General features: G+C 29.9%; 22 protein-coding genes and 1 tRNA gene. 15 read left to right on the top strand and 8 right to left on the bottom strand.

The window, feature by feature from the left end; translation table 11 throughout:
• Positions 1-160: 160 nt before the first annotated feature.
• Both DZ67_RS0100675 and DZ67_RS0100670 read right to left on the bottom strand, forming a co-directional pair.
• Positions 161-247, bottom strand: a tRNA-Leu gene (locus DZ67_RS0100675).
• A 16-nt stretch (positions 248-263) separates the two neighbouring features.
• Positions 264-1,337: a pyridoxal phosphate-dependent aminotransferase gene (locus tag DZ67_RS0100670; protein WP_024786786.1), complete on the bottom strand. Its 1,074-nt coding sequence runs from the start codon at positions 1,335-1,337 to the stop codon at positions 264-266.
• A 41-nt stretch (positions 1,338-1,378) separates the two neighbouring features.
• Between DZ67_RS0100670 and DZ67_RS0100665 the strand changes: the two genes are divergently transcribed.
• Complete coding sequence (locus DZ67_RS0100665) at positions 1,379-1,978, top strand: LysE family translocator (protein WP_024791680.1); 600 nt, start codon at positions 1,379-1,381, stop codon at positions 1,976-1,978.
• Between the two features lie 105 nt (positions 1,979-2,083).
• On the opposite strand, the gene DZ67_RS0100660 is transcribed toward DZ67_RS0100665, so the two are convergent.
• The 4 genes from DZ67_RS0100660 to argH all read right to left on the bottom strand — a co-directional run bounded on the left by DZ67_RS0100660 (position 2,084) and on the right by argH (position 5,077).
• A complete protein-coding gene (locus DZ67_RS0100660) occupies positions 2,084-2,770 on the bottom strand; it encodes a metallophosphoesterase (protein WP_024786784.1) in 687 nt (228 codons plus the stop codon).
• Complete coding sequence (locus DZ67_RS0100655) at positions 2,767-3,171, bottom strand: cysteine-rich Sel1 repeat protein (protein ID WP_024786783.1); 405 nt, start codon at positions 3,169-3,171, stop codon at positions 2,767-2,769. The genes DZ67_RS0100660 and DZ67_RS0100655 overlap by 4 nt, the downstream gene beginning before the upstream one ends.
• Positions 3,172-3,234: 63 nt before the next feature.
• Positions 3,235-3,708, bottom strand: coding sequence for an OsmC family protein (locus DZ67_RS0100650; RefSeq protein WP_051428147.1), 474 nt, complete (start codon positions 3,706-3,708; stop codon positions 3,235-3,237).
• On the bottom strand, positions 3,695-5,077 hold the full coding sequence (argH, locus tag DZ67_RS0100645; RefSeq protein ID WP_201767403.1) for an argininosuccinate lyase: 1,383 nt from the start codon (positions 5,075-5,077) through the stop codon (positions 3,695-3,697). The genes DZ67_RS0100650 and argH overlap by 14 nt, the downstream gene beginning before the upstream one ends.
• An 82-nt stretch (positions 5,078-5,159) precedes the next feature.
• Between argH and DZ67_RS0100640 the strand changes: the two genes are divergently transcribed.
• From DZ67_RS0100640 to DZ67_RS0100620, 5 genes are all read left to right on the top strand, one after another.
• Entirely contained in the window at positions 5,160-5,360 is a 201-nt protein-coding gene (locus DZ67_RS0100640; RefSeq protein ID WP_024786780.1) for a hypothetical protein, read from the top strand.
• Between the two features lies 1 nt (position 5,361).
• Positions 5,362-6,510 carry an HD domain-containing protein gene (locus DZ67_RS0100635; RefSeq protein ID WP_024786779.1) on the top strand — a complete coding sequence of 383 codons (1,149 nt, stop codon included), beginning with the start codon at positions 5,362-5,364 and terminating at the stop codon, positions 6,508-6,510.
• A 127-nt stretch (positions 6,511-6,637) separates the two neighbouring features.
• Positions 6,638-7,186 (top strand): cache domain-containing protein, encoded by a 549-nt coding sequence (locus tag DZ67_RS0100630; protein ID WP_024791679.1) that lies wholly within the window; start codon positions 6,638-6,640, stop codon positions 7,184-7,186.
• A 24-nt stretch (positions 7,187-7,210) separates the two neighbouring features.
• The gene (locus DZ67_RS0100625) at positions 7,211-8,632 is read left to right on the top strand and encodes an EAL domain-containing protein (RefSeq protein ID WP_024791678.1); all 1,422 of its coding nucleotides are present in this window, start codon (positions 7,211-7,213) and stop codon (positions 8,630-8,632) included.
• A 1-nt stretch (position 8,633) separates the two neighbouring features.
• The gene (locus DZ67_RS0100620; RefSeq protein ID WP_024786776.1) at positions 8,634-10,439 is read left to right on the top strand and encodes a diguanylate cyclase domain-containing protein; all 1,806 of its coding nucleotides are present in this window, start codon (positions 8,634-8,636) and stop codon (positions 10,437-10,439) included.
• Here DZ67_RS0100620 and hypA read toward each other — a convergent pair.
• The gene (gene hypA, locus DZ67_RS0100615) at positions 10,436-10,783 is read right to left on the bottom strand and encodes a hydrogenase/urease nickel incorporation protein HypA (protein ID WP_024786775.1); all 348 of its coding nucleotides are present in this window, start codon (positions 10,781-10,783) and stop codon (positions 10,436-10,438) included. The two genes, DZ67_RS0100620 and hypA, sit on opposite strands and share 4 nt — an antisense overlap.
• 82 nt (positions 10,784-10,865) lie before the next feature.
• On the opposite strand from hypA, the gene DZ67_RS09615 reads away from it, so the two are divergent.
• The 9 genes from DZ67_RS09615 (at position 10,866) to hypF (ending at position 21,729) form a co-directional block, all read left to right on the top strand.
• Positions 10,866-11,417, top strand: a complete 552-nt coding sequence (locus DZ67_RS09615) for a TetR/AcrR family transcriptional regulator (RefSeq protein WP_051428229.1) — start codon at positions 10,866-10,868, stop codon at positions 11,415-11,417.
• Positions 11,401-12,270, top strand: a complete 870-nt coding sequence (locus DZ67_RS0100605) for a hydrogenase (RefSeq protein WP_024786774.1) — start codon at positions 11,401-11,403, stop codon at positions 12,268-12,270. Before DZ67_RS09615 ends, DZ67_RS0100605 begins: the two co-directional genes overlap by 17 nt.
• The gene (locus DZ67_RS0100600; protein WP_024790486.1) at positions 12,245-13,405 is read left to right on the top strand and encodes a nickel-dependent hydrogenase large subunit; all 1,161 of its coding nucleotides are present in this window, start codon (positions 12,245-12,247) and stop codon (positions 13,403-13,405) included. Before DZ67_RS0100605 ends, DZ67_RS0100600 begins: the two co-directional genes overlap by 26 nt.
• A gap of 105 nt (positions 13,406-13,510) precedes the next feature.
• Positions 13,511-14,644 (top strand): hydrogenase small subunit, encoded by a 1,134-nt coding sequence (locus DZ67_RS0100595; RefSeq protein WP_024786772.1) that lies wholly within the window; start codon positions 13,511-13,513, stop codon positions 14,642-14,644.
• Between the two features lie 3 nt (positions 14,645-14,647).
• Positions 14,648-16,384 carry a nickel-dependent hydrogenase large subunit gene (locus DZ67_RS0100590; protein WP_024786771.1) on the top strand — a complete coding sequence of 579 codons (1,737 nt, stop codon included), beginning with the start codon at positions 14,648-14,650 and terminating at the stop codon, positions 16,382-16,384.
• Positions 16,385-16,394: 10 nt separating this feature from the next.
• Positions 16,395-17,087 (top strand): Ni/Fe-hydrogenase, b-type cytochrome subunit, encoded by a 693-nt coding sequence (cybH, locus tag DZ67_RS0100585; protein WP_024786770.1) that lies wholly within the window; start codon positions 16,395-16,397, stop codon positions 17,085-17,087.
• A gap of 81 nt (positions 17,088-17,168) precedes the next feature.
• The gene (locus DZ67_RS0100580; protein ID WP_024786769.1) at positions 17,169-17,741 is read left to right on the top strand and encodes a HyaD/HybD family hydrogenase maturation endopeptidase; all 573 of its coding nucleotides are present in this window, start codon (positions 17,169-17,171) and stop codon (positions 17,739-17,741) included.
• Positions 17,738-19,486 (top strand): hypothetical protein, encoded by a 1,749-nt coding sequence (locus tag DZ67_RS0100575; protein ID WP_024791677.1) that lies wholly within the window; start codon positions 17,738-17,740, stop codon positions 19,484-19,486. The genes DZ67_RS0100580 and DZ67_RS0100575 overlap by 4 nt, the downstream gene beginning before the upstream one ends.
• An 89-nt stretch (positions 19,487-19,575) precedes the next feature.
• The gene (gene hypF, locus DZ67_RS0100570) at positions 19,576-21,729 is read left to right on the top strand and encodes a carbamoyltransferase HypF (protein ID WP_024786768.1); all 2,154 of its coding nucleotides are present in this window, start codon (positions 19,576-19,578) and stop codon (positions 21,727-21,729) included.
• Here hypF and DZ67_RS0100565 read toward each other — a convergent pair.
• Positions 21,724-22,356, bottom strand: coding sequence for a helix-turn-helix domain-containing protein (locus DZ67_RS0100565; protein ID WP_024789017.1), 633 nt, complete (start codon positions 22,354-22,356; stop codon positions 21,724-21,726). The genes hypF and DZ67_RS0100565 overlap by 6 nt on opposite strands.
• Positions 22,357-22,421: the final 65 nt, after the last annotated feature.

The raw sequence follows: 22,421 nt of genomic DNA, 5'->3' as shown, positions 1-22,421 counted from the left end.
AAATAAATCTTAAAAAATTATATAAACTGATAATAAAATACATATAGTTTAATTCAGATTCAAAAAGTTATTGTTAATCAATTTAGTGGGTAAACAAGTGGGTAAATTTTAATTATATATTTTGATAAATATTGATTTATGGGGTTTTTAGGCTATTAAGTGGTGCGGCGGGGGGGACTCGAACCCCCACGGGCATACGCCCACAAGACCCTCAATCTTGCGCGTCTACCAGTTCCGCCACCGCCGCGTGGAGTGTAATTATATCAAATTTTTAGATAATTTTTAATTCTTTTTAGAGCTTTTTTTAAATCTTTTATATCTTTTGTATAAGCTATTCTTATATAATTTTTAAATTCACCGAAATCTATTCCAGGTGTAACGGCTACTTTTGCTTTTTTTAAAAGTTCATTTGCAAATTCAAAAGAATTATCTGAATATTTTGAAACATCGCACCATAAATAAAAAGCCCCGTCAGGTTTTGCTATTTTAAAAACATCTTTTAATTCATTATATAAAAAATCCCTTCTTTTTTTAAATTCAGTTTTTGTATTTTCAAGATATTCATAATTAAAAGCTTCAAGTGCGGCATACTGAGAAACAGTAGGGGCTGAAATCAGGATGTTTTGGGCGATTATTTCGGCAGTTCTTACTAAATTATCAGGCAAAATTATCCATCCGATTCTAAAGCCTGGCATACAGAAATATTTACTGAATCCATTAATAACAATTGCATTTTTATTGAATTTTAAGGCTGTTGTATAATCTTTCTCATAAACAAGTCCGTGATATAGTTCGTCGCTTATTAAAAGTTTGTTGTTATTTTCACAAAATTCACAGATTTCTTTTAGTTTTTTAGATTCAATTACGCTTCCTGTAGGATTATTTGGGCTTGAAATCATTAATGTGTCAAAGCCCATATTTTTTAATGCTTTTAAATCAATTTCATAGTTGGGAAATTTAGTAGGTATTTTTATAAATTTTTTATTTTCAAGCTTAGCAAAATTTTCATAGCAAGGATATCCGGGAGTAGGGGTTGCAATAATTTTGCTGAAATAAAAAGCAATTAAAAATGCGGTGGAAGTTCCGGTGGTAATAATTATATTTTCAGGATTTACCTCAACATTGTAAAAATATTTATAATAGTCTGCAATTTTTTCTCTTAATTTTTTTAATCCTTTAGACTCTGTATAAAAAAATTTGTTCTCCTCGATAGCTTTCAATGCGGCATTTTTAATTTTAGGTGAGGGCAGTATATCAGGCTCTCCAATTTCCAAATGAATAACATTCTCATATTTTTGGGCTTCTTTTACAATATCCATTACAATAAACGGTTTCATTTGACCTCTTTTTTTATATAATTTTATCAAAAAGGAATTTGTTGGAATATTTAATTTTAGCAAGTATTGGATTTGTTGCTGCATTAACTCCCGGACCGGATATATTTTATGTAATAAGGCAGGGACTCTGTCATGGTCTTAAAAGTTCACTAACGGCGGTTGCCGGAATACTTACAGGAAATATTGTTTATTTAACGCTTGTGGCCGTTGGGCTTAGCAGCATAGGTAAAAATATATATTTCCAAATAATTGTGGGAATATCAGGTAGTATTTATCTGTTTAGAATCTCTATAATTATTTTTAAGGAAAAAGTTCATTTGAATTTAGCTTGTAAAAATTCAAAAGATATTTATAAAGAAGCACTTTTGCTTAATTTATCAAATCCAAAGGCTATGATATTTTTTGCAGTAATTATTGCTCCATTTATGAGTAAAAATATTATGTTAAGTTGTGGAAGTCTTTTTTTAGGAATCATTGCTGCATTTGTTTTTGGGGCAGTAATAAGCTCTAAAATTAAAATAAAAGATAAATGGCTAAATATAATAAATAAAATAGCAGCTGTATTATTTTTCTTTTTTGGAGTAAAATTATTTTTGTTTGCTTTAAAAGATTTTGAAATTATTTTATCAATTTTGAATTAACAGCAAATTTTAAAAGTATTTAAAATGTACATTATTTCAACATTTTTATCATTATAGCTGCTTTTCAAGCAGCCAGATGGGCAAAACCCATTTTACATTTTCCATTTATTGTAAAGGTGCGTGAGGCTCGGCATATTTTTGTTTTGCATTTACCTGAATAATTGAATATTTTATCTTTACACTATCTTCGATAATTGCTGCTGTGAGCTTGTTTCCATAGACGCAGCCTGTATCTATTCCAATGGCGTGTTTATTGATTTTTGGATTTAAAAAAGGATTGTGTCCATATACCACAAATCCTTCGTGTCCATTGTATGTATCTGCCCAGTATCTTGCATTTGGATTATTATTGTCTAAAGGTAAAAATTTATCGTTTTCATCCACTTCCCTTAAAAATAAAAGCAGTGTCATAATATTTAAAGGTGGATTGTTTAGATAAATTCTGTTTGTAATGCCCGCATGAAGAATTGTTAAATGATTTAATTTTAAAAAAAACGGCATAGAAGAAATAAAATCAAAATCTTTTTGTTTAAGCTTTGGATAAATTTTTTGCTGGTCTTCATCCAAATGAACTTTTCTCCCCCAAAATTTTCTTAAATGTTTGTATTCGTGGTTTCCCATAATTGTAAAAATTTTGTTTTTTTTAGCATAACGCAAAGCTTCAACAGGATAGGGACCTTTATCAAGTATGTCTCCAACACTTATTTCAAAAGCCCCTTTTGCTGTTTCTTTTCTAAGCTCTTCCCATTCTTCCAGACATCCGTGAATATCGCCGTAAATGACGTATTTCATTTTATATTGGCAATTTCTTTTAAATAATTGCATGCGTCTTTTGAATGGTTGTTGCACGCTTTTTTAAGTAAAGTTACAGCTTTGTTTAAATCTTTTTTTACACCAATTCCTTTATAATAGTAATATCCCAAAATAGTGCAACTGTCATTGTCGTTTAGGGCACATCCTTTTGTATAATAATCAATTGCGGCTTTAAGGTCTTTTTTTACCCCCAAACCTTTGTCGTAAAAATATGCAACCATTCCGCAGGCATATCCGTCATTTTCACTGCATCTTTTATCAAACATTCTAAATGCTTTTATGTAATGTCCCTGAAGTGCTTCCTGAAGGGCAGGGTCGTTAGTCTGGCCATGTTTTGCGAAGGCAAAAACAGCTATTAAAACCAATATTAATTTTTTCATTTTTCTTCCTTTTATTTGATTTTGTGAAATGTTTTGGCTTCAACGAAGCCCTGATTATCCTCCTCAGGCTATACAGCCAAATCCGTCGTCGTCTTCAAATTCTTCACGAATGTTTTCGTGTGTCTGTCCTGACAATATGCTTTCTTTAAAAGCTATGGTTTCTCCATTGTGTTTGATAGTATAATAAATTTTACTTGTATTTCGAACGGTATTTATAGTTGAACAGTATGTTTCAAGTGAACTTAATACCCATCTTCTTGCCGTCATATTATCCGCTTTTGAATTAAAACTGTAAATAAAATGAAATTCGGTAAAAATTTTGGGATAAGTTTCTTTTCTTTTATATTCAACTTCCAAAGTAAAATTTTCTATTTCTCCTTTTGCTTTTGAAAGTTCTACAACATCATATGCCGAACAGTTTGCAAGACCTGTTACAAACATATCTACAGGGGTGTATTTTTTAGGATCAATTATTATTATATCTTTTCCATTTGTGGCTTCGTAAATATGATTATTTATATGTCTAATTTTTATCATTATGCTCCTTTAAAAACTTTTCAAAATACTTAATTTGTTTTTTTACACTCTCAGGGGCTGTGCCTCCAAAACTTTTTCTGGAATTCATTGAATTTTCAAGGCTTAAATCTAAATCTTTATCTATTCTTTCATCTATTTGTTTTAATTCTTCAATACTTAAATCGCTTAAATCAACTCCCTTGCTCTCCGCTAATGCTACTGCTTTTCCTGTTATGTGGTGTGCTTCTCTAAACGGAATTCCTTTTTTTACTAAATAATCTGCTAAATCAGTGGCAGTTAAATGACCTTTTTTACACGCTTTATACATATTTCCTTTATTTACATTCATGGTTTTTAGTGTTTCTTTTAATATTTCAATAGAAATTAATGCATTTTTTACGCTGTCGAACACTCCCTCTTTATCTTCCTGGGTGTCTTTATTATATGCAAGCGGAAGCCCTTTCATAACAGTTAAAAGTGCCATTAAATTCCCATAAGCCCTTCCTGTCTTTCCTCTTATAAGTTCTGGCACATCCGGATTTTTTTTCTGTGGCATTATGGAACTTCCGGTTGAGTATTCATCGCTCAGAGTAATAAATCTAAATTCGCTTGTTGACCATAAAACCATCTCTTCGCTTATTCTGCTTGCATGCATCATAAGCATTGAAATATTAAACAATATTTCCAACGCAAAATCCCTGTCACTTACGCTGTCTAAGCAGTTAATTGTAGGTTCATCAAACCCGAGAGCTTTTGTTGTATTAAACCTGTCAATTTGATGGGGCGTACCTGCAAGTGCCGCACATCCAAGCGGGTTTTTATTATTTCTTTTGTAACTCTCAATAAACCTTTCATAATCTCTTTTAAACATAGAGGCGTATGCCAGCATATGATAAGCAAAGCTAATTGGCTGAGCGTGTTGAAGGTGTGTCATCCCGGGCATTATTGTGTCAATATTTTCTTTTGCTAATTTAATAAAAACTTCAATAAGCTCTTTTATTTTTTCAGAAAATTCTATGTTTCTTTTTAATACCCATCTTCTAAAATCAACCGCCACCTGGTCGTTTCTGCTTCTTGCAGTATGCAGTTTTTTTCCTGTATCACCAATTAATTCAATAAGTCTTTTTTCAATAGCCATATGTATATCTTCATCGGATATATCCCAGTGAAATTTACCTTCTTCTATTTCTTTTTTTATCTGAAGTAAACCTTTTTTTATTTTTTCAGCTTCATCTTGTGTAATAATTCCCTGACTTGCCAGCATTTGAGAATGTGCTATTGAGCCTTCTATATCTTCGAGATAAAGCTTTTTATCAAAAGGAAGTGATGCGTTAAATTCATCAAGTATTTTTGCAGCCTGTTTGGAAAATCTTCCGCCCCAAAGTTTCATTATTTACCTTTTTTGTGAAATTATAACAAAAGTGGTATAATAAAATTATGAATTATGAATGTTGAATACAAAAAGGAATATTATGAGAATAAATGCAAATATAAGTGCCATGAATTATTATGCAGATAAATTTAATAAAAATGCTGAAAATATTGCCAAAAATAAAGATTTAGCCAAAAATTTAATAGAAGAAAATGTAAATGCAAAAGCTTTTGAAGCCCAAAGTAAACCCATAAAAACAGAGGATGAAATGTTTAAAAGTCTGCTTGATATAAAGGCATAAAATGAATGCCGAAATTATTAGACTTATTTTTACCGCATTTACAATTGAAAGATGGAACGACCTGCCACGTCCTGTCAAATTTATTGAACTTGACAAACAGGCACACAAATTTATAATAGCTTATTTAATCAGTTTTTTTGAAAAAGATATAGATTATTACAAATTTATAAATTTAGGAATTGCCAATCTTTTATACAGGGCGGTTCTTACCGATTTAAAGTCTCCCGTTTATCATTTTTTAAGAAAAAAAAGAGGAAAAGAACTTGACGAGTTTGTAATAAATCAGCTTAGGGGAAAAATCAGTGATGAACTGATAGAATATATAAAAATTTTAAAAAAAGATGATTCAATAGAAAACAGACTTCACTCAGCCTCAAGTTTTATTGCCACAAAATGGGAATTTGACATTATTTACAACACAGCCCCTTTTATATATGGAATGGATGAGATTAAAAACAATATAGAAAACGAACTTGAGGATTTTTATGACTTAGAGGGTGTGAGGATACTTAGTCTTAAAAGAAAAAGTTATGATTTTATCTCTTTATGCGGAAATATGAGATTTCAAAAAAGATGGGCAAATACTCCGAGGGTTCCTGAAACTTCAGTTCTTGGGCATATGCTTTTTGTGGCAGTTGTTACATATTTTCTATCAAAAGAGGCCGGGCTTATTAAAGAAAAGATAATTAACAATTTCTTTACAGCCCTTTTTCATGACCTGCCGGAAGCCCTTACGAGAGATATTATTGCCCCTGTTAAACACAAGGTAAAAGGGCTTGATGAAATACTTAAAAGTTATGAGCATTTTTTAATAGATGAGAAAATTTTGCCGCTTCTTCCAAAAAATATGCAAAAAATAATGAATATCTATTTAAAAGATGAATTTAAAAATAAAATTATTAAAAATGGGTGTTATAAAATTGTTGAAAATATTGAAGAAATTAAAAATATTGCAAATTCAGTGGACGGAAATTTTATTAAAGCGGCCGATCATTTCGGAGCTTTTGTGGAAAGTTATATGAGTATTCATTATGGTATAAAATCTCATGAGCTTGAAATTGCAATAACAGAACTTGAAAAAATGTATAAAAATAAAAAAATTTACGGGATTGATTTAGGAAAATATTTTAATAAGAATTATTTTGATTAATTAAATTTAGATTTATTTTATTTTTAAATAAATGAATAATCACTCTTAGTAAAAAAAAGTTTTTTTGCTAATATTACTGAAAAAAGGTTTTTTATGAAACTGTCAAAACAATTTAAAATAGTGACATATGGAATTTTTTTTTGTAACTATTTTTGTTTTTTTAATAGTTAATATTTTTCAGCAATTTAATATATACAAAGAGGAAGTCAGTAAAGAGACAAAGAAATATATTCAAATCGAAAAAAGTAAATTAAAAGAAAAAGTAGATTTATTTGCCGAACAGTTTGAATATATTTTAAATAATGTAAATGCCCCTAAAAAACATAAAATAGAAGCTTTTAAGAAAATCATAGAAAATTACAATAAACATCATTTGGACAAATATATTTTTATAGACAGTGAAAAAGGAGGGATTTTAGTTTATCCAGACAGTAAACTTTTGGGAATTAATCTTTTAAAATCAAATAATGAAAAATTAAGAAAATTAAAAGAGATGCTGATAAAAGCTTCCCATTCAAAAGAGCATTTTATTGTTTATGAATGGATAAATCCAAAAACAGGCAAAAAAGAATTAAAAATTTCTTATGTAAGGCATATTAAACATTCTCCCTATTTTATAGGCTCCGGGATATTTTTAAATGATATTAATAAAATAAAAAATGAAATAAAAACTTAATATTTAAATGAGTTTTTAGATTCAATGGTTCTGTTTTTATTATTAATTTTATTATTAACAGCTCTCTTTTATGTTTTATTGAAAAATATTGAAAATAAATTGAAAAATGATTTAACTGTTTTTGAAAAATTTGTAAAAAAAGAAAAAATATATAAAAATAAAATCTATTTTGAAGAATTTAGAAATTTAGCAGTTAAAATAATAAAACTTTTAAAAGAAAAATCAAAATTATTAAAAAATATAGAATATAAAACATATTTTGATGAATTAACATCCCTTCCAAACAAGCTTAAACTTGAAAAAGATTTAAAGAAGCTAAATCCAAAAGGTTCAATGATTGTAGATATTAAAAATTTTTCTTTGATAAACAATTATTATTCAATAGAAGTTGGTGATATGGTATTAAAAAATTTAGCTAAAAATTTAAAAAATTTGCTGCCTGATAATTGTAAATTATACAGATACAGCGCGGACGAATTTATAGTATTAAATTTTGGGGAGATTTTATGTAAAGAATTGGTTGAGAAAATATTTTCTTATTTTAAATATAAAATAATTGATATTAAATATAAAAATGAGGAAATCCCCATTAATATAGAATTAATTATGGCAATAATTAAGGATGGCAACAAAGAAAATATAATTAAAAAACTTCATTTAGCTTTATTATATGCTAAAAAAAATGATTTAAATATAGTTTTTTATAATGAAAAAATGGATATTGAAGAAAAAGTAATTAAAAAATTTGAATCAATAGAAATGGTTAAAAAAGCTTTAACTGAAGACAGGATAATACCAGTATTTCAAAAAATAATTAAACCTGATAAAATCAGTTATGAATGTCTGGTTAGAATAAAAGAAAAAGATAGGTTAATAAGTCCGTTTTTCTTTTTGGATAATGTTAAAAATACCGCATTATATTTTGAAATAACTAAAACAATGATAAGAAAAAGCTGCGAAGTTTTTAAAAACAGAAGAGAAGATTTTTCAATTAATTTTTCATACAAAGATTTACATAACGATAAAATTAAACGGTATTTAAAAGAACATATTGAAAAATATAACCTGCAAGGCAGGGTAATAATAGAACTTCTTGAAACAGAGGCAATGGAAGATTTCAAAGAAGTTATCAAATTTATAAAAGAGATGAAACCGTATGGTATTAAAACAGCAATTGATGATTTTGGCACAGGTTACAGTAATTTTAGTTATTTAGCAGATATTCATCCAGATTACATAAAAATAGACGGAAGTTTGATAAAAACGATTAATAAAAACAAAAGATACTATACTATTGTAAAACATGTGAATTATTTCGCACACGACCTCGGCATAAAAACTATAGCCGAGTTTGTACACAATAAGGAAGTTTATGATGTATTGGTAGAACTCGGAATAGACGGTTTTCAGGGATATTATATTGAAGAGCCAAGAGAGGTGATATAATATGGAACTTAGAAAAAAAATAGCATTAAAATTAAAACATTCAAAAAAAGAAATAATTAAATTGTGGCTTGAGGATAAAGAAGTAAAAGAATTTTTTGATAAAAACAATTTAAGTTTAACAAAATTTAAAAAAGGATTCGCATTAGGTTTTGTAAACAATTTTATAGATTTAATAGAAAATGATGTAAGAAAATGCTCTTATTTACACCGGTTGATGGAAATAACCAAAGACAAGCTTACATTAAAAGATATTATGTTTTTGTGTTCAAAATTTAAAAATGCAGTACTTAATGTATTGGCAGTTAAAGATCTGTGGTTTAGGGAACTTTTGGATTATCCTACAAAAATAATTTTGGAATATTACGAAGAATTATATAAAAGAAAAACAAATTTTTATGAACAGTTATTAGATAATCAAACATTTGCAATTTTTGAAATAGTTGATTTTGAAATTACATATTCAAATAAACTGTTTAAAAAGATTTTTGGAAATGATTTATTTGCGAAAATAGACCAAGCTAATTGTTTTGAGGATTTATTCAAAAAAGATAAAAAAGAGTGGTTTAAGGCATTAATAGATAATAAAATATTAGAATGTATTATAAAAGTAAATAATAAAGATTTTCATCTGGTTTTAAAGATTATTGATGAGAATATAATAACCGGTTCACTTTATCCTGTAATCATTGAAAAAGTTAAAGAAAATAATTTTTATGATGCTCTTACCAATTTGTATACTGATACATTATTTAAAAATAAAGTAGAAGAATATATATCTTTGAATAAAAAATTTTTTATTGTTTGTGTTGAACTTGAAAATTTACTCTTATTAAATTATATTTACGGAAGGTCCAAGGTTGATTTTGCTATTAAAGAATTTGCGAAATTTTTACAGGAACTTAATTTTTTTGCCGCAAGGGTGGACGGAAATAAGTTTTATTTGATTATTGAAGAAAATAATTTTGAAAAGATTAAAAATTTAGCAGAAAATATTTTAAAAAACAATAAATTTTTTTATGAAAATGAACTTATCTCTTTTAAAGAAAAAATTGTAATAATAAAAAAAAGAGAAAAAGATAATTATTTAAAAATTATGCAGAGGATTGAGGATATTCTGGCAAAAGCAGATATTAATGAAATAGAAGATGACAGCGAATATATTTATTTTGAAGAAAAGAGAGAAAAAATTTTAAGAAAATTTTTTAATTCTATCGCCGTAAAAGAAAAATTAACAATAAGGGCGTATTATAATAAATTATCAATCAGTGACAAAGCGGTCATTTATAAGATTGATTATGAAAAAAATAATATTGAAATTAAAACCTCTGAAAAAATAATAAAAATAGTTGAAATTGGAAATTTTATAGATATAGAATTTGAAAATATTTTAATAAGGGGTGTTGTAAAAGATTTTGATATTGAAAACAATACTATATTTTTGACAAATTTTGATGTTGTTTTTTATAAAAAAAAGTTAATATCTTTAGAATTAAACCCTCCGTTAAAAAGTTTTTTAACATGGGATAATATAAAAATTCCAGCAATAATAAAAGAAATTTCATTAATAAATGCTACAGTTCAGACTACTTTTATATATGATTATGAAAAGGATATGGAAATAAATATCGAATTTGATTTAAATGAAAAATTTGATTTAAAATCTAAAATTACATTTGTAAAAAGAATTGTTGACGGATTTATATTATATTTGGAATTTGAAGATAAAAAGAAAGCAGAAGAAAAATTATCACATTTTATTGCCCAAAAACAGCTTGAAATTATTAAGGAAATAAAAGAGAAAATTTAATCTGTTTCAAGTTCAAGGCTCATTAAATACATATCTTCCCCGTCTATTATTTCCAGATTTCCACTGTTGCATTTTGGACAGCGGTATTCGTCTTTTTTAAGCTCTGTTTTATATCCACAATTCTTGCAGCGTACAACAACAGGCTGTATTTTCATTATAAATTCAGCTTCTTCACAGATAGTTCCTTCTTTAAAGGTTTCAAATGCCGTTTGTAATAAATCCGGTTCAACTCCGCTGAGTATTCCGATTTTTATTTCCAGTTTTGTAACTTTTTTTGCATTGTTTTTTCTTGCATGTTCATCCGCAAGCTGTAAAAGAGAATCTACAATTGAATATTCGTGCATTTTTTTACCTTTTTTGTGAAATTATATTATAATTATAAAAAAAGGCTAAAAAGTGGCAAAAGAGACTAAAAAAACTCAAATAATGAAAACAGCTTTAAAACTTTTTGCTGAACACGGTTTTTATAATACAACTATTGCAGATATTGCAAAAGAGATGGGGATGAGCGTGGGGAATATGTATAATTATTTTCCCTCTAAAGAATCGCTGGCAAAAGAGCTTCTTATTTACACCTCAAACAGATTCGGAGAAAAATTAAAAGAAATTAACGAAATGGATATTCCAGGCAAAGAAAAAATAAAAAAAATTACCGAGTTATATTTTGACATGGCCGAAAGTGAGCCGGAATTAGTGGATTATTTTATGAGGGTTTATCTTTCCAATAAAGAAATATTTGCAAACGGGTGTGAAGGAATGCTTTGTGTTAGTGCATTTGTAACGGAAATTATGATATTTTTAGAAGAGGGTGTAAGAAAAAAAGAACTTAAAAACCAGGATTTTTTCTCAGCATTCGGTCTTTTTATGGGATATTTAGGCGGTCTTGTGTTTTTAAGCAAAGAAAGAATTTTACCCAAACCTTTAAAAGAATATGTTGAAAGTGTAAGTGAGAATATTTACAATGCGCTCAAAGCTTAAAATAATATGGATAGACGCTGTAGGGTGTAACGGCTGTACACATTCTTTTATAAATTATCCGTTTTTAAATGAAATTTATAAAAAATTTGATTTTTTATACCATCCTGTTTTTGATTCTCCTCCGTTTGAATTACAAAAAAGTGACATATTAATTGTAGAAGGTGCTTTAAAAAATAATTTTTCAAGACTCGGGTTTAATCTTAAAGATTTAATAAGAAAACTCTTTTTTAAAGCAGACAAAATAATTGCACTCGGAACCTGTGCCGTATACGGCGGAGTATTTGGGGAAGGCCTGATGTTTAATAAAGAACAAAAAGGGGCTTTTTATAAATGCAGAGACAAAATAATAAATATTCCCGGATGCCCCGCTCATTACGAATGGCTTGCTTATGTGTTGAATATGCTGTATGAAAATAAAAAAATTTTATTGGATGAAGAAAACAGGCCAAAAGAAATTTTCTCATACACTTCCCATAGCGGATGCAGCAGGAATGAATATTTTGAATGGAAAATAGATGCTGATGCTTTCGGAACAAAAGAAGGGTGTCTTTTTTACGAACAGGGATGTCAGGGGCCGTATACACACAGTAACTGTAATAAAATTTTATGGAATGAAGTAAATTCAAAACCGAGAGCCGGAACTCCATGTTTTGGCTGTACAGAAAACAGTTTTCCAAAAACAGGGCTTTTTAAGACAGAAACTTTTATGGGAATTCCTGCAAAAATTCCTCTTGGAGTCAGTAAAAGGGCATATCTTACTATCAGCGGAATGGCTAAAAGTTTAAAAAACGAAAGACTTTCAAAAAAATTAATAGACGGATGTGAGAATGAAAATAACAAAAAAAATTGTTAACAAAATAGAAGGTGAAGCAAGCTTAAAAATTTACGGTGAAGAAAAAGTGGATTTTGTTGAAATAGAATTTTGGCAATACAGGAGTGTTGAAAGTTATTTAATAAACAGGCCCGTAATGGATGCTTTGGTTATTAACCCGAGAATTTGTGGGATTTGCGGCCATTCCCATCTGTTTGCCACCGTAAAAGCAATTGAGAATGCTGTAAATGCAAAAGTTTCAAAGAAAGCTGAAATTTTAAGAGATATTACTGTTGGGCTTGAAATTGTGGAAAATCATATCAAATGGTTTTATATTACACTTTTCCCAACACAGATAAAAGATAAAAAATATATTTTTAAAGCAGGCGAATTTGCCGCGTTGATTTCAAAGGCAATAGCTCTTATTGCGGGGCAGTATCCACATAATTCCTATATGGTTCCCGGAGGTGTTACCTCAGACCCCACAAATTTGGAAATAATAAAATTAAAAGATTTATTAAATAAAATTTATGAAAAATATCAAGAGAAAATTATGGATTTGAACTTAAATTCAGAGGATATTGAGCTTTTTTTTGAAAATCTGCCTAAAGATATTGGTAAAAGTATTAACAGGTTTTTGGTTTTGGGAGATAATCTTTTTTTTAAAAAAAACGGTGATGTCAATTTGGTTAAAGAAGTTGAAAATTCGTCTTTAAGCAAAAATGTTTTATATAACGGGGAGTTTGTGGAAGTAGGTCCTCTTGCAAGAAATATAAACAATGAAAATATAAGAAAAATTTATAATAATTACAAAAACAGTATATTTACGAGAATTCTTACAAGGGTATATGAAGGTTTACTCATTTTAGAATATTTAATTAATAAAATAAAAGAAATAGATATATGCGAGCCTTCATATATAAAATGTGGAATGAGTAATTCAAAAGGGATTGCCGCTGTCGAAGCGCCCAGAGGAAGCCTGATTCATGAGATAGAAATAAAAAACGGAAAAATCGCTTATTACAATATTATAGTTCCCACACAGTTTAACCTTTCCTCTTCAAAGGATAAAAATAAATTATCCGCCGCCCAGTCTGCAATGATAAATGAAAAAAAAGAATATATTGACTCCATATTTAAATGTTTTGATATTTGTGCCGTATGTGTAAGCCATTAAATTAATAAAATTTTAATAAAATTTGATAAATTTTGCTTATAACTATTGAAAATGAACATTTATTTAGTATATAATAATGTTGAACAAAAAAATTGGAGGGATAAAATGAATGAAGCAACTATCCAAAAAATTAAAGAGAGATTAGCAACTCTCAAAAAACTTCCAGGAATTGGACAAAAAAGTGTAGCTGAGGTTTTGGAAGAACATGGATTTACAAGAAGGGATTTTCTAAAATGGTCTGCAGCAATGGCTGTAATGCTCGGTCTTCCGACAAAATTTTCTCCGTTAATTGCCGAAGCGGCGGAAGTTAGCGACAGATTGCCTGTTGTTTGGCTTCATTTGGCTGAATGTACAGGATGTAGTGAAAGTTTAATCAGAACTGATTCACCTACAATTGATAATTTGATCTTTAATTATATAAATTTAGAATATCATGATACAATCATGGCTGCAGCCGGATGGCAGGCAGAAGAAAATTTTGAAGAAGCTATGAAAAAATTTGCAGGTAGATTTGTATTATGCGTTGAAGGCGGAGTGCCTACAAAAGGCGGTGGAGAAGATTTAACAATAGGTCCATTTGCAGAAACCGGGCTTGAAAAATTAAAAAGAACTGCCGATAAAGCGGCTGCAATTATCAGTGTCGGTACTTGTAGCAGTTTTGGCGGTATTCAGGCTGCCGCTCCGAATCCAACAGGGGCAAAAGGTGTTTATCAGGTAATCAACAAACCTGTAATTAATGTGCCTGGATGTCCTCCAAGTGCAAATAATATTGTTGGAACTATATTATATGTAATATTATTCGGAGCGCTTCCGGCAGTTGATAATTTCAACAGACCAAAATTTGCATACGGACTCAGAATTCACGATTTATGTGAAAGAAGAGGGCATTTTGATGCCGGTGAATTTGTTGAAGAGTTCGGTGATCACGGTGCAGAAAACGGATTTTGTTTATATAAAGTAGGTTGTAAAGGACCTTATACATTTAATAACTGTTCTCGTGAGAGATTTAACCAACATACATCTTGGCCGGTTCAGGCGGGGCACGGTTGTATAGGATGTTCTGAACCAGATTTCTGGGATTCTATGGCTCCATATGAAGAACCGCTTGCAAATCATAAATTTGCTTCAGCTACAGTAGATGCTACAGCAGATAAAATCGGTGCAACTATTTTAGTAGTGGCAGGTGTCGCAATTGTAGCTCACGCAGCACTTAGTGCAATTAAAAATCCTAAGGAGTAGAGAATGGCAAAAAGAGTAGTAATAGACCCGATTACAAGAATTGAAGGGCATTTAAGGGTAGAAGTAGTATTGGATGATAACAATGTAATTAAAGATGCTTATTCTTCTGCAACACTTTGGAGGGGAATAGAAGTTATTTTAAAAGGAAGAGATCCAAGAGATGCAGGATTTATGACACAAAGAATATGCGGTGTTTGTACATATTCTCATTATAAAGCCGGAATTATGGCTGTAGAAGATGCGTTGGGGATAGAACCTCCTCTAAATGCAAAACTTACAAGAGAATTGATGAATATAGCACTTTTTTTCCATGACCACATGGTTCATTTCTATCAATTGCACGGGCTTGACTGGGTGGATATTATAAGTGCACTTAAAGCAGATCCTAAAAAAGCAAGTGAAGAAGCGTTTAAATATGTTCCAAAAGGATATGAGCCAATTGCTACCGGTGCTGATGAATTAGCAGAAGTTCAAAAAAGAGTAGAAAAATTTGCTGAGAGGGGTGATTTGGGCCCATTTAAAAACGGATATTGGGGTCATCCTACAATGAAGTTTACACCTGAGCAAAATTTAATTGCACTTAGCCATTATTTAAAAACACTTGAAATTCAAAGAATTGCAGCTCAGGCAATGGCAATTTTCGGCGGTAAAAATCCACATCCGCAAAGTTTAACAGTCGGCGGTGTTACATGTGCTATGGATTTGGAAAATCCGAGCAGACTTGGAGAATATTTGCAAAAATTCCAAGATTTGGCTGATTATGCAAACAGGGCATATTATGCAGATATAGTAATGGCCGCTGCTGCTTTTGGAAATGAACCGAGTGTTGTTCAACCTACTAATCTTGGTAATTTTTTGACATACAGAGAACATCAGGTGGGTGCAAATGAATGGCTGTTTGATGCAAGCGGATATATTAAAAACCATGATTTAAGTAAATTTTATGAAATTGACGAAAGTAAAATAGCAGAAGACGTAACTCACAGCTGGTATAAAGATACAGGATTTTTACAACCATATAACGGAGAAACTGTTCCTAATTATACCGGATATGTTGACGGTAAATCCGTTGACGGTAAAGGTAATGAAGTTAATGTAAAAGTTGTTAATCCACAAGGAAAATATTCATGGGTTAAATCTCCAAGATATAACAGAGAACCTATGGAAGTGGGACCTCTCGCATGTATGGTGGTTAATTATGCAAAAGGAAATCCAAGGGTTAAAAAAGTAGTAGATGAATTCTTAGCTCAAACAGGACTTCCTGCTAAAGCATTGTTTACTGTTCTTGGAAGAACAGCGGCAAGAATGTTACAGACTAAAGTTATTGCAGATTATGGAATTGCGGCATTTAATAATTTGGTTGAAAATTTAAAATCTGACAAATCAACAATCACACCATATAAAATTGATACTAATAAAAAATATAAAGGAAGATACATCGGGGATGTTCCAAGAGGAATGTTAAGTCACTGGTGTAGAATTAAAGACGGAAAAATCGAAAACTGGCAGGCAGTTGTTCCATCAACCTGGAATGCTGGTCCTGTAGACGGAAACGGTAAAAAAGGCGCTTACGAAGCAAACTTAATTGGTATGAAATTGGCTGATCCAAGCAAACCTTTGGAAGTCATAAGAAGTATTCACAGCTATGACCCATGTATTGCATGTGCAGTTCATGTAATGGATGTAAAAGGTAAAAAATTAGGTGAATTTAAAGTAGACCCGCAATACGGTGCATGCTAAGGAGGCACAAATGAAATTTTTAAAAGTAATGGGAAATTATTTAGGCGGAATAGAGTTTTCCGCCGGTTATAGATGGCAACACTGGATTAGAGCCATCTCTATTTTTGTTCTTATTGCAACCGGGTTTTATATTGCTAATCCATATATAACTTATGCTGATGCTTCAGTAGATCCTACCAGGTTTACACAGGGATATTTTAGGGAATTACATATTATTTTCGGTTTTGCAATGACTGGCGCAGTTTTGTATAAAACTTTTTATTTCTTCTTTTTTAGAGAGGGAAAATATGAAAGAGCTTCATTAAAAGATGCGTTTAATATAAAAGTGGCTCTCCAACAAGTCGGATATTATTTATTGGTTTCTAAACATCCACATACAAAAGGTGTTTATAATCCATTGCAATTTTGGGCATATTTTGCACTTTATCTGTTTTTTTACGGTATTATAATTACAGGGCTTGCTTTATATGCAGAAGTTTATCATCAAGGACTTGGTGCAATGTTGTATCCATTTGCAAAATGGATTGAAACATTAGTTGGAGGACTTGCTTATGTAAGACTTTGGCATCATATATTTATGTGGGGAATTATTATTATTGTAGCTATTCATATTTATATGGCAGTATTTAACGGTGTATTTAATAAAAACGGTTCAATGGATGCAATATTCTCAGGTATGAAATGGGAAAAAGAAGAAGAATAACCTTCTTTTTCTCTTTTATATAGTAAGTAGTGAACAGAGCCCTGTTTTCTACCTACTATATTAAAAATCAAAAGGCAATAAATGAAAATATTAATTTTGGGAATAGGTAATATATTATTCGGTGATGAGGGAATCGGAGTCCATCTTACAAATTATATTGATGAAAAATATGATTTTATTGGTCCTCATGAAATTGATATAATTGACGGAGGAACGTTGGCACAAAGGCTTATTCCTATAATTGTTGAATATGACAGGGTTTTTGTATTTGACTGTGTGGATGTTGACGAGGCAAAAATAGGAGATGTTTATTTCTTTGATTTCAGAGCTGTTCCTGAATGTGTAAGCTGGCAGGGAAGCGCACATGAGGTTGAAATGCTTCAAACCCTTCAAATGATTGATATAATGGGTGATTTGCCTGAAACAAAGATAATAGGTGTTGTGCCTTATGTAATCGGTGAAGATACCACTTTTAGTATAACCCCCGAGGTTCAGGAAGCCGCAAAATTAATGGAAAAGATTTTAATTACTGAACTCAATAAATTAGGAATTGAGGCAAAAATTAAAAATCCTAATATTAAACTTACAGAAATTGCAAAAGAATCTTTTAAAAAGGGAGTGCCAGAGGAAGCTTTAAAAGGATATGAAATATGATTATAAAATTTATTTTAAAACAGAGTGGAGATTTGCTGGAGAGATTTTTTATAAGAGTTGCAAAAGAGATAAATTTATCAATCGGTATTAAAAAAGAAAATGAATATTTATATGTATATGTAAAAGGTAGTGAAAAAGAAATTGAGCAATATTCCTCAAAATTAGCCCATGAACTTCCTATGTCTATTTTTTTAAATTCTTTAAATGCGGAAGTTACAGAAGAATTTAGTGAATTTTTACCAAATGAATTTCCCAAAAGAAACCTGCCTCCGTGCCCGAGATGTTTAAGTGAGGTAAAAGATGTAAATAATAAAAATTATTATAATCCAATGCATCATTGTGAAATATGCGGATATCAGTTAAATGAAGAATTGAAAATTGATAATGAAAAATTAAATGATAAAAACGAAAGAAAAAAATATTATGAAGAAATTGCCGAGAAACTGAAAAAAGACGGTGAAGTTTCTGTTGGTACGTTTAACGGTAAATATAAATTAACAACAAATTTAGAAAATGTTGATGCAATATTGGCGGTTGATTTAAGTGCTGTTGCAAATTATTTTATGAGCTTTGATGGAGATGCGAAGGCTTTGGCAAGTATTGAAAAGCCTTTTATTAAATTAAAAACCAATATAGATTTTAAAAAAACGTTTGGACTTTCAACTCCTGCATATTATGTAAAACTGCCTGATGATATGATACTTGAACTTTTATGCGAAGAAATTAAAAACGATATTAAACTTATAGGATTAAAAGCTGTGAAGGAAGCTGAATTTTTTAATTTTGATGTTAAAAAAGATGAAGAAATATTGGCTGTTGTAACAGATACAAAAGAGCATGTAATTATCCCTGTAAGAGGGGACAGGGGGTTGATTCCCAAATTTGAAAAATCACTTGGTAATTCTGCAGGAATTAATGATAAATATGCCGCTTATTCCACAGAAGAAAAAACTGTTTTAGATTTAAAAGTAAATTTTCCGGAAATTAAGGCAAAAGAAAATCCTAAATATCTTGCCGGTTTTTACGGTGTTGTAGATATGTGGAATTTAGAAGATAAAATTACGCTTGGATATATTTTGTATAAAAGCGATGAAAGTAAAATTTTATTAAATTCTCCAAAATTCGGACTTGTTGAATATATTTCGTTTGAGTTTAAATTTAATTCTTTTGAAGAAATTTTTGCATCAATTGCCGCAATGAACGATACAGGCAAAAAACTTGTAAAGAATTTTTCGGAAAAAAGAAATGATTTGTTTTTAAATGCAATGAAAGCAAATTTAAACACCGATAAAAAAGGGGTTTATTATTTGTGGGGCCTTATAGGTATAGTTTTGGGATTTAGTGATAATATTGACGAAGCTGCCGAAAAAATAATGGAATTTTCAAGTTCTGCTATGACTAAAAAAGGTCCAAGAATTGATTATAAAATGGATGAGAGGAATTTAAATCCTCTCTGGGCAATCAGAACCGCTATGAGCTTCAGGCTTGCCGGTGTTGACGATTACTTGTTAAGTTATGGTGTGGTTGAGAGTTTTGCGGAATTTTTGAATAATATTTATGAAACTCTAAATAAAGAAATGGTACTAAGCGGAGCTGTTTTGGCGGGTGACATGTTTGAAGGTGAATTTTTAAATAAAATTTATACTTATATTTCTAAAAACTATCCTGTTTTTGTGCCAAAAGCGCTTCCTATGAGCGGTGCAATAGAAGCATACGGAAATGCAGTTATTAATTCAAAATCTTAACGATAGTTTAATAACATTTTTGTATAATTTTATTTGTAAGTCGCTTTTTTCATTTTTTCTCCTTTTTTCTTCTTTAAATAAGGTATTTTATGAGAATAAGATATAAAATAAACGGAATAGTACAGGGTGTAGGGTTTAGACCCACAGTATATAAAATTGCTAAAAAATTAAATCTCAGAGGATATGTTTTAAACAGTTCTGACGGTGTTGTTATTGAAATAGAGGGTAATAACAAAGATAAATTTATAGATACCCTGCAAAAAAATCTACCTCCTCTTGCAAGAATTGATTCTATTCAAAAAGAAATTTTACCCATTCAAGGATATAAAAATTTTATAATAAAAGAATCAAAAGAAACAACAAAAACCACATCCATATCTCCGGACATCTGTGTATGTGACGAGTGTTTGAAAGAAATGTATGATAAAAACAACAGAAGGTTTTTGTATCCGTTTATTAACTGCACAAACTGCGGTCCTAGATATACGATTATAGAAAATATTCCTTATGACAGAAAAAACACTTCCATGAAAAAATTTAAAATGTGTGAAAAATGTTACAGGGAATATACAAATCCGATGGACAGAAGATATCATGCCCAGCCGATAAGCTGTTATGACTGCGGACCAAAATTAAGTGTAAAGTGTAAAGTTAAAAATGAAAAATATAGAGAAATTGAGTTTAATAAAGAAATAGAAAAAATCGAGTTTATTGCTAAAAAAATAAAAGAAGGGAAAATTGTTGCAATAAAAGGACTTGGAGGTTTTCATTTAGTATGTGATGCGACAAACGAAAAAGCGGTTTTGGAATTGAGAGAAAGAAAAAGAAGACCTTCCAAACCTTTTGCCATTATGTTTAAGAATATTGAATGTATAAAAAAATACTGTGAAATAAATGAAAATGATGAAAAATTAATTATTTCAAAAGAAAAACCTATAGTAATTGTAAAAAAGAAAAAAGAGCTAACCGGTATTGCCCCGGATATCGGTAAATACGGTGTGTTTTTGCCTTATACCCCCGTGCATTTTTTACTTTTTGATTTTATTGATTTTCCAATTGTGGCAACAAGTGCAAATATAAGCAACGATCCAATTATAAGAGATAGTGATGAGTTAATTAAAAAACTTGGAAATGTTGTAGATTATATACTTGATTATAACAGGGATATTGTAAACGCATGCGATGATTCGGTTGTACAAAGTGTTAAAAATAAGTTTATCACTATGAGACTCTCACGTGGATATGCTCCAAAATCATTTAGTATTAAACAAAATATAAAACCAAATATACTTGCAGTTGGAGCTAATCAGAAAAATACTATAACCCTTGCCTTTAATAATAAAATGATACTATCGCCTCATATTGGGGATTTAGGCACAATTGACAGTATTGAGTATTTTGAAAGGACAATTGAGACTTTTAGAAGACTTTATGATTTTAAAGAAGATATTATAATCTGTGATAAACATCCGTATTATGAATCTACAAAATGGGCAAAAAATCAAAAAAAAGAAATTATTCAAATTCAACATCACTTCGCACATGCATTAAGCGGGCTTTTTGAATTTGATTTAAATGAAGCTTTGGTGTTTGCATGGGACGGGACCGGATACGGAGACGACGGGGCTATTTGGGGAGGTGAAGTTTTTATAGCAAACAGAAAAAATTTTGAAAGAGTACATCATTTTAAATATTTTAAATTAATAGGGGGAGAAAAAGCTGTTAAATATCCTGCTAATATGGCGGTCAGTCTTTTAAATGATGAAATTGGAAAAAAATATTCAAATTATAAATTGGCCTCTTCCTTAAAAAACGGAAATTTTCCTCTAACTTCATCTGTAGGAAGAATATTTGATATGGTCGCATTTTTAGGCGGAATGATAGAAAGAAATGAATATGAGGGGTTTTCCGGAATGCTGATTGAAAAATATTACAATCCTTTAATAAAAGAATATATTGATTTAAAAATCAATAAAAAAATAAATTTTTATCCTTTAATTGAATTTGTGGCAAAAAACAGGGGAAATTTTGAATTAATCTCTTCTGTTTTTTTAAACTCCCTTGCCAATTTAATAAAAAAGATTTCAAAAAATTATAATCTGCCTGTATTATTGACAGGCGGTGTTTTTCAAAATAAAACCATGTTATCTTTAGTAGATGGTTTTTATTTTAATCAGAAAATTCCCGTTAACGACGGGGGTATCAGCGTTGGGCAGGCAGCATACGGAGTTTGGAATTTATAGATGAATCTCATAATTTACGAGTTCACTTACGCTTAGTTTAAAATTGTTAAATCTGAATTCGGCTTCTTTTAAATAATATATAAAATTTTTTTCCTTGATACCTTTATATTTGGTAATAAATGTTTCAAAATATTCCCAAAACTGATATATTAAAATCTGTTTTTGTATTTTAATCAACTGCGATTGCCTTAGAAGAGATTTAATTTCCTCATAACTTAAATTTTTGTATTTTTGCATATCGCTTAGCAGTATATTGTATATTTTCCCTCCATAATCGATAGTTAAAAAATTTTGCGCTTTATAAATGGAATTTTTATTTTTTCTGTTTGTTTTGGGTATATATAAATATTCATTAAACTCTTTTAAATCCTGCTTTTTTAAAAATTCCTCTTCACAAATATTTACAACTATTTTTCTTATGTTTTGTATTTCTTTTACCACCGTTGCGTATGAAATATTATATTTTTCAGCAATTTCCGTGGGATTTAATTCATCTAAAAATCCTTTTAATATTTTTGCTTTCCGCTCAATTTTTTTCGGTGAAAATTTTCTTTTGCATTTTGCGCATTTGTAATATCCGTTTTTTAATTTGTATAAAATATAATGATTACAATAGATGCAGCTCATTTTTTAGACCTTTTAACTCTTATTTAATAAAAATGAATTATAATTCACTTGAACCTTTTAGAAAG

The organism is Lebetimonas sp. JS138, assembly GCF_000523335.1.
Lineage (GTDB): Bacteria > Campylobacterota > Campylobacteria > Campylobacterales > Nautiliaceae > Lebetimonas.
Note: the sequence above shows the minus strand (reverse complement) of the source record. Positions and strands in the feature narration are given on the sequence as shown.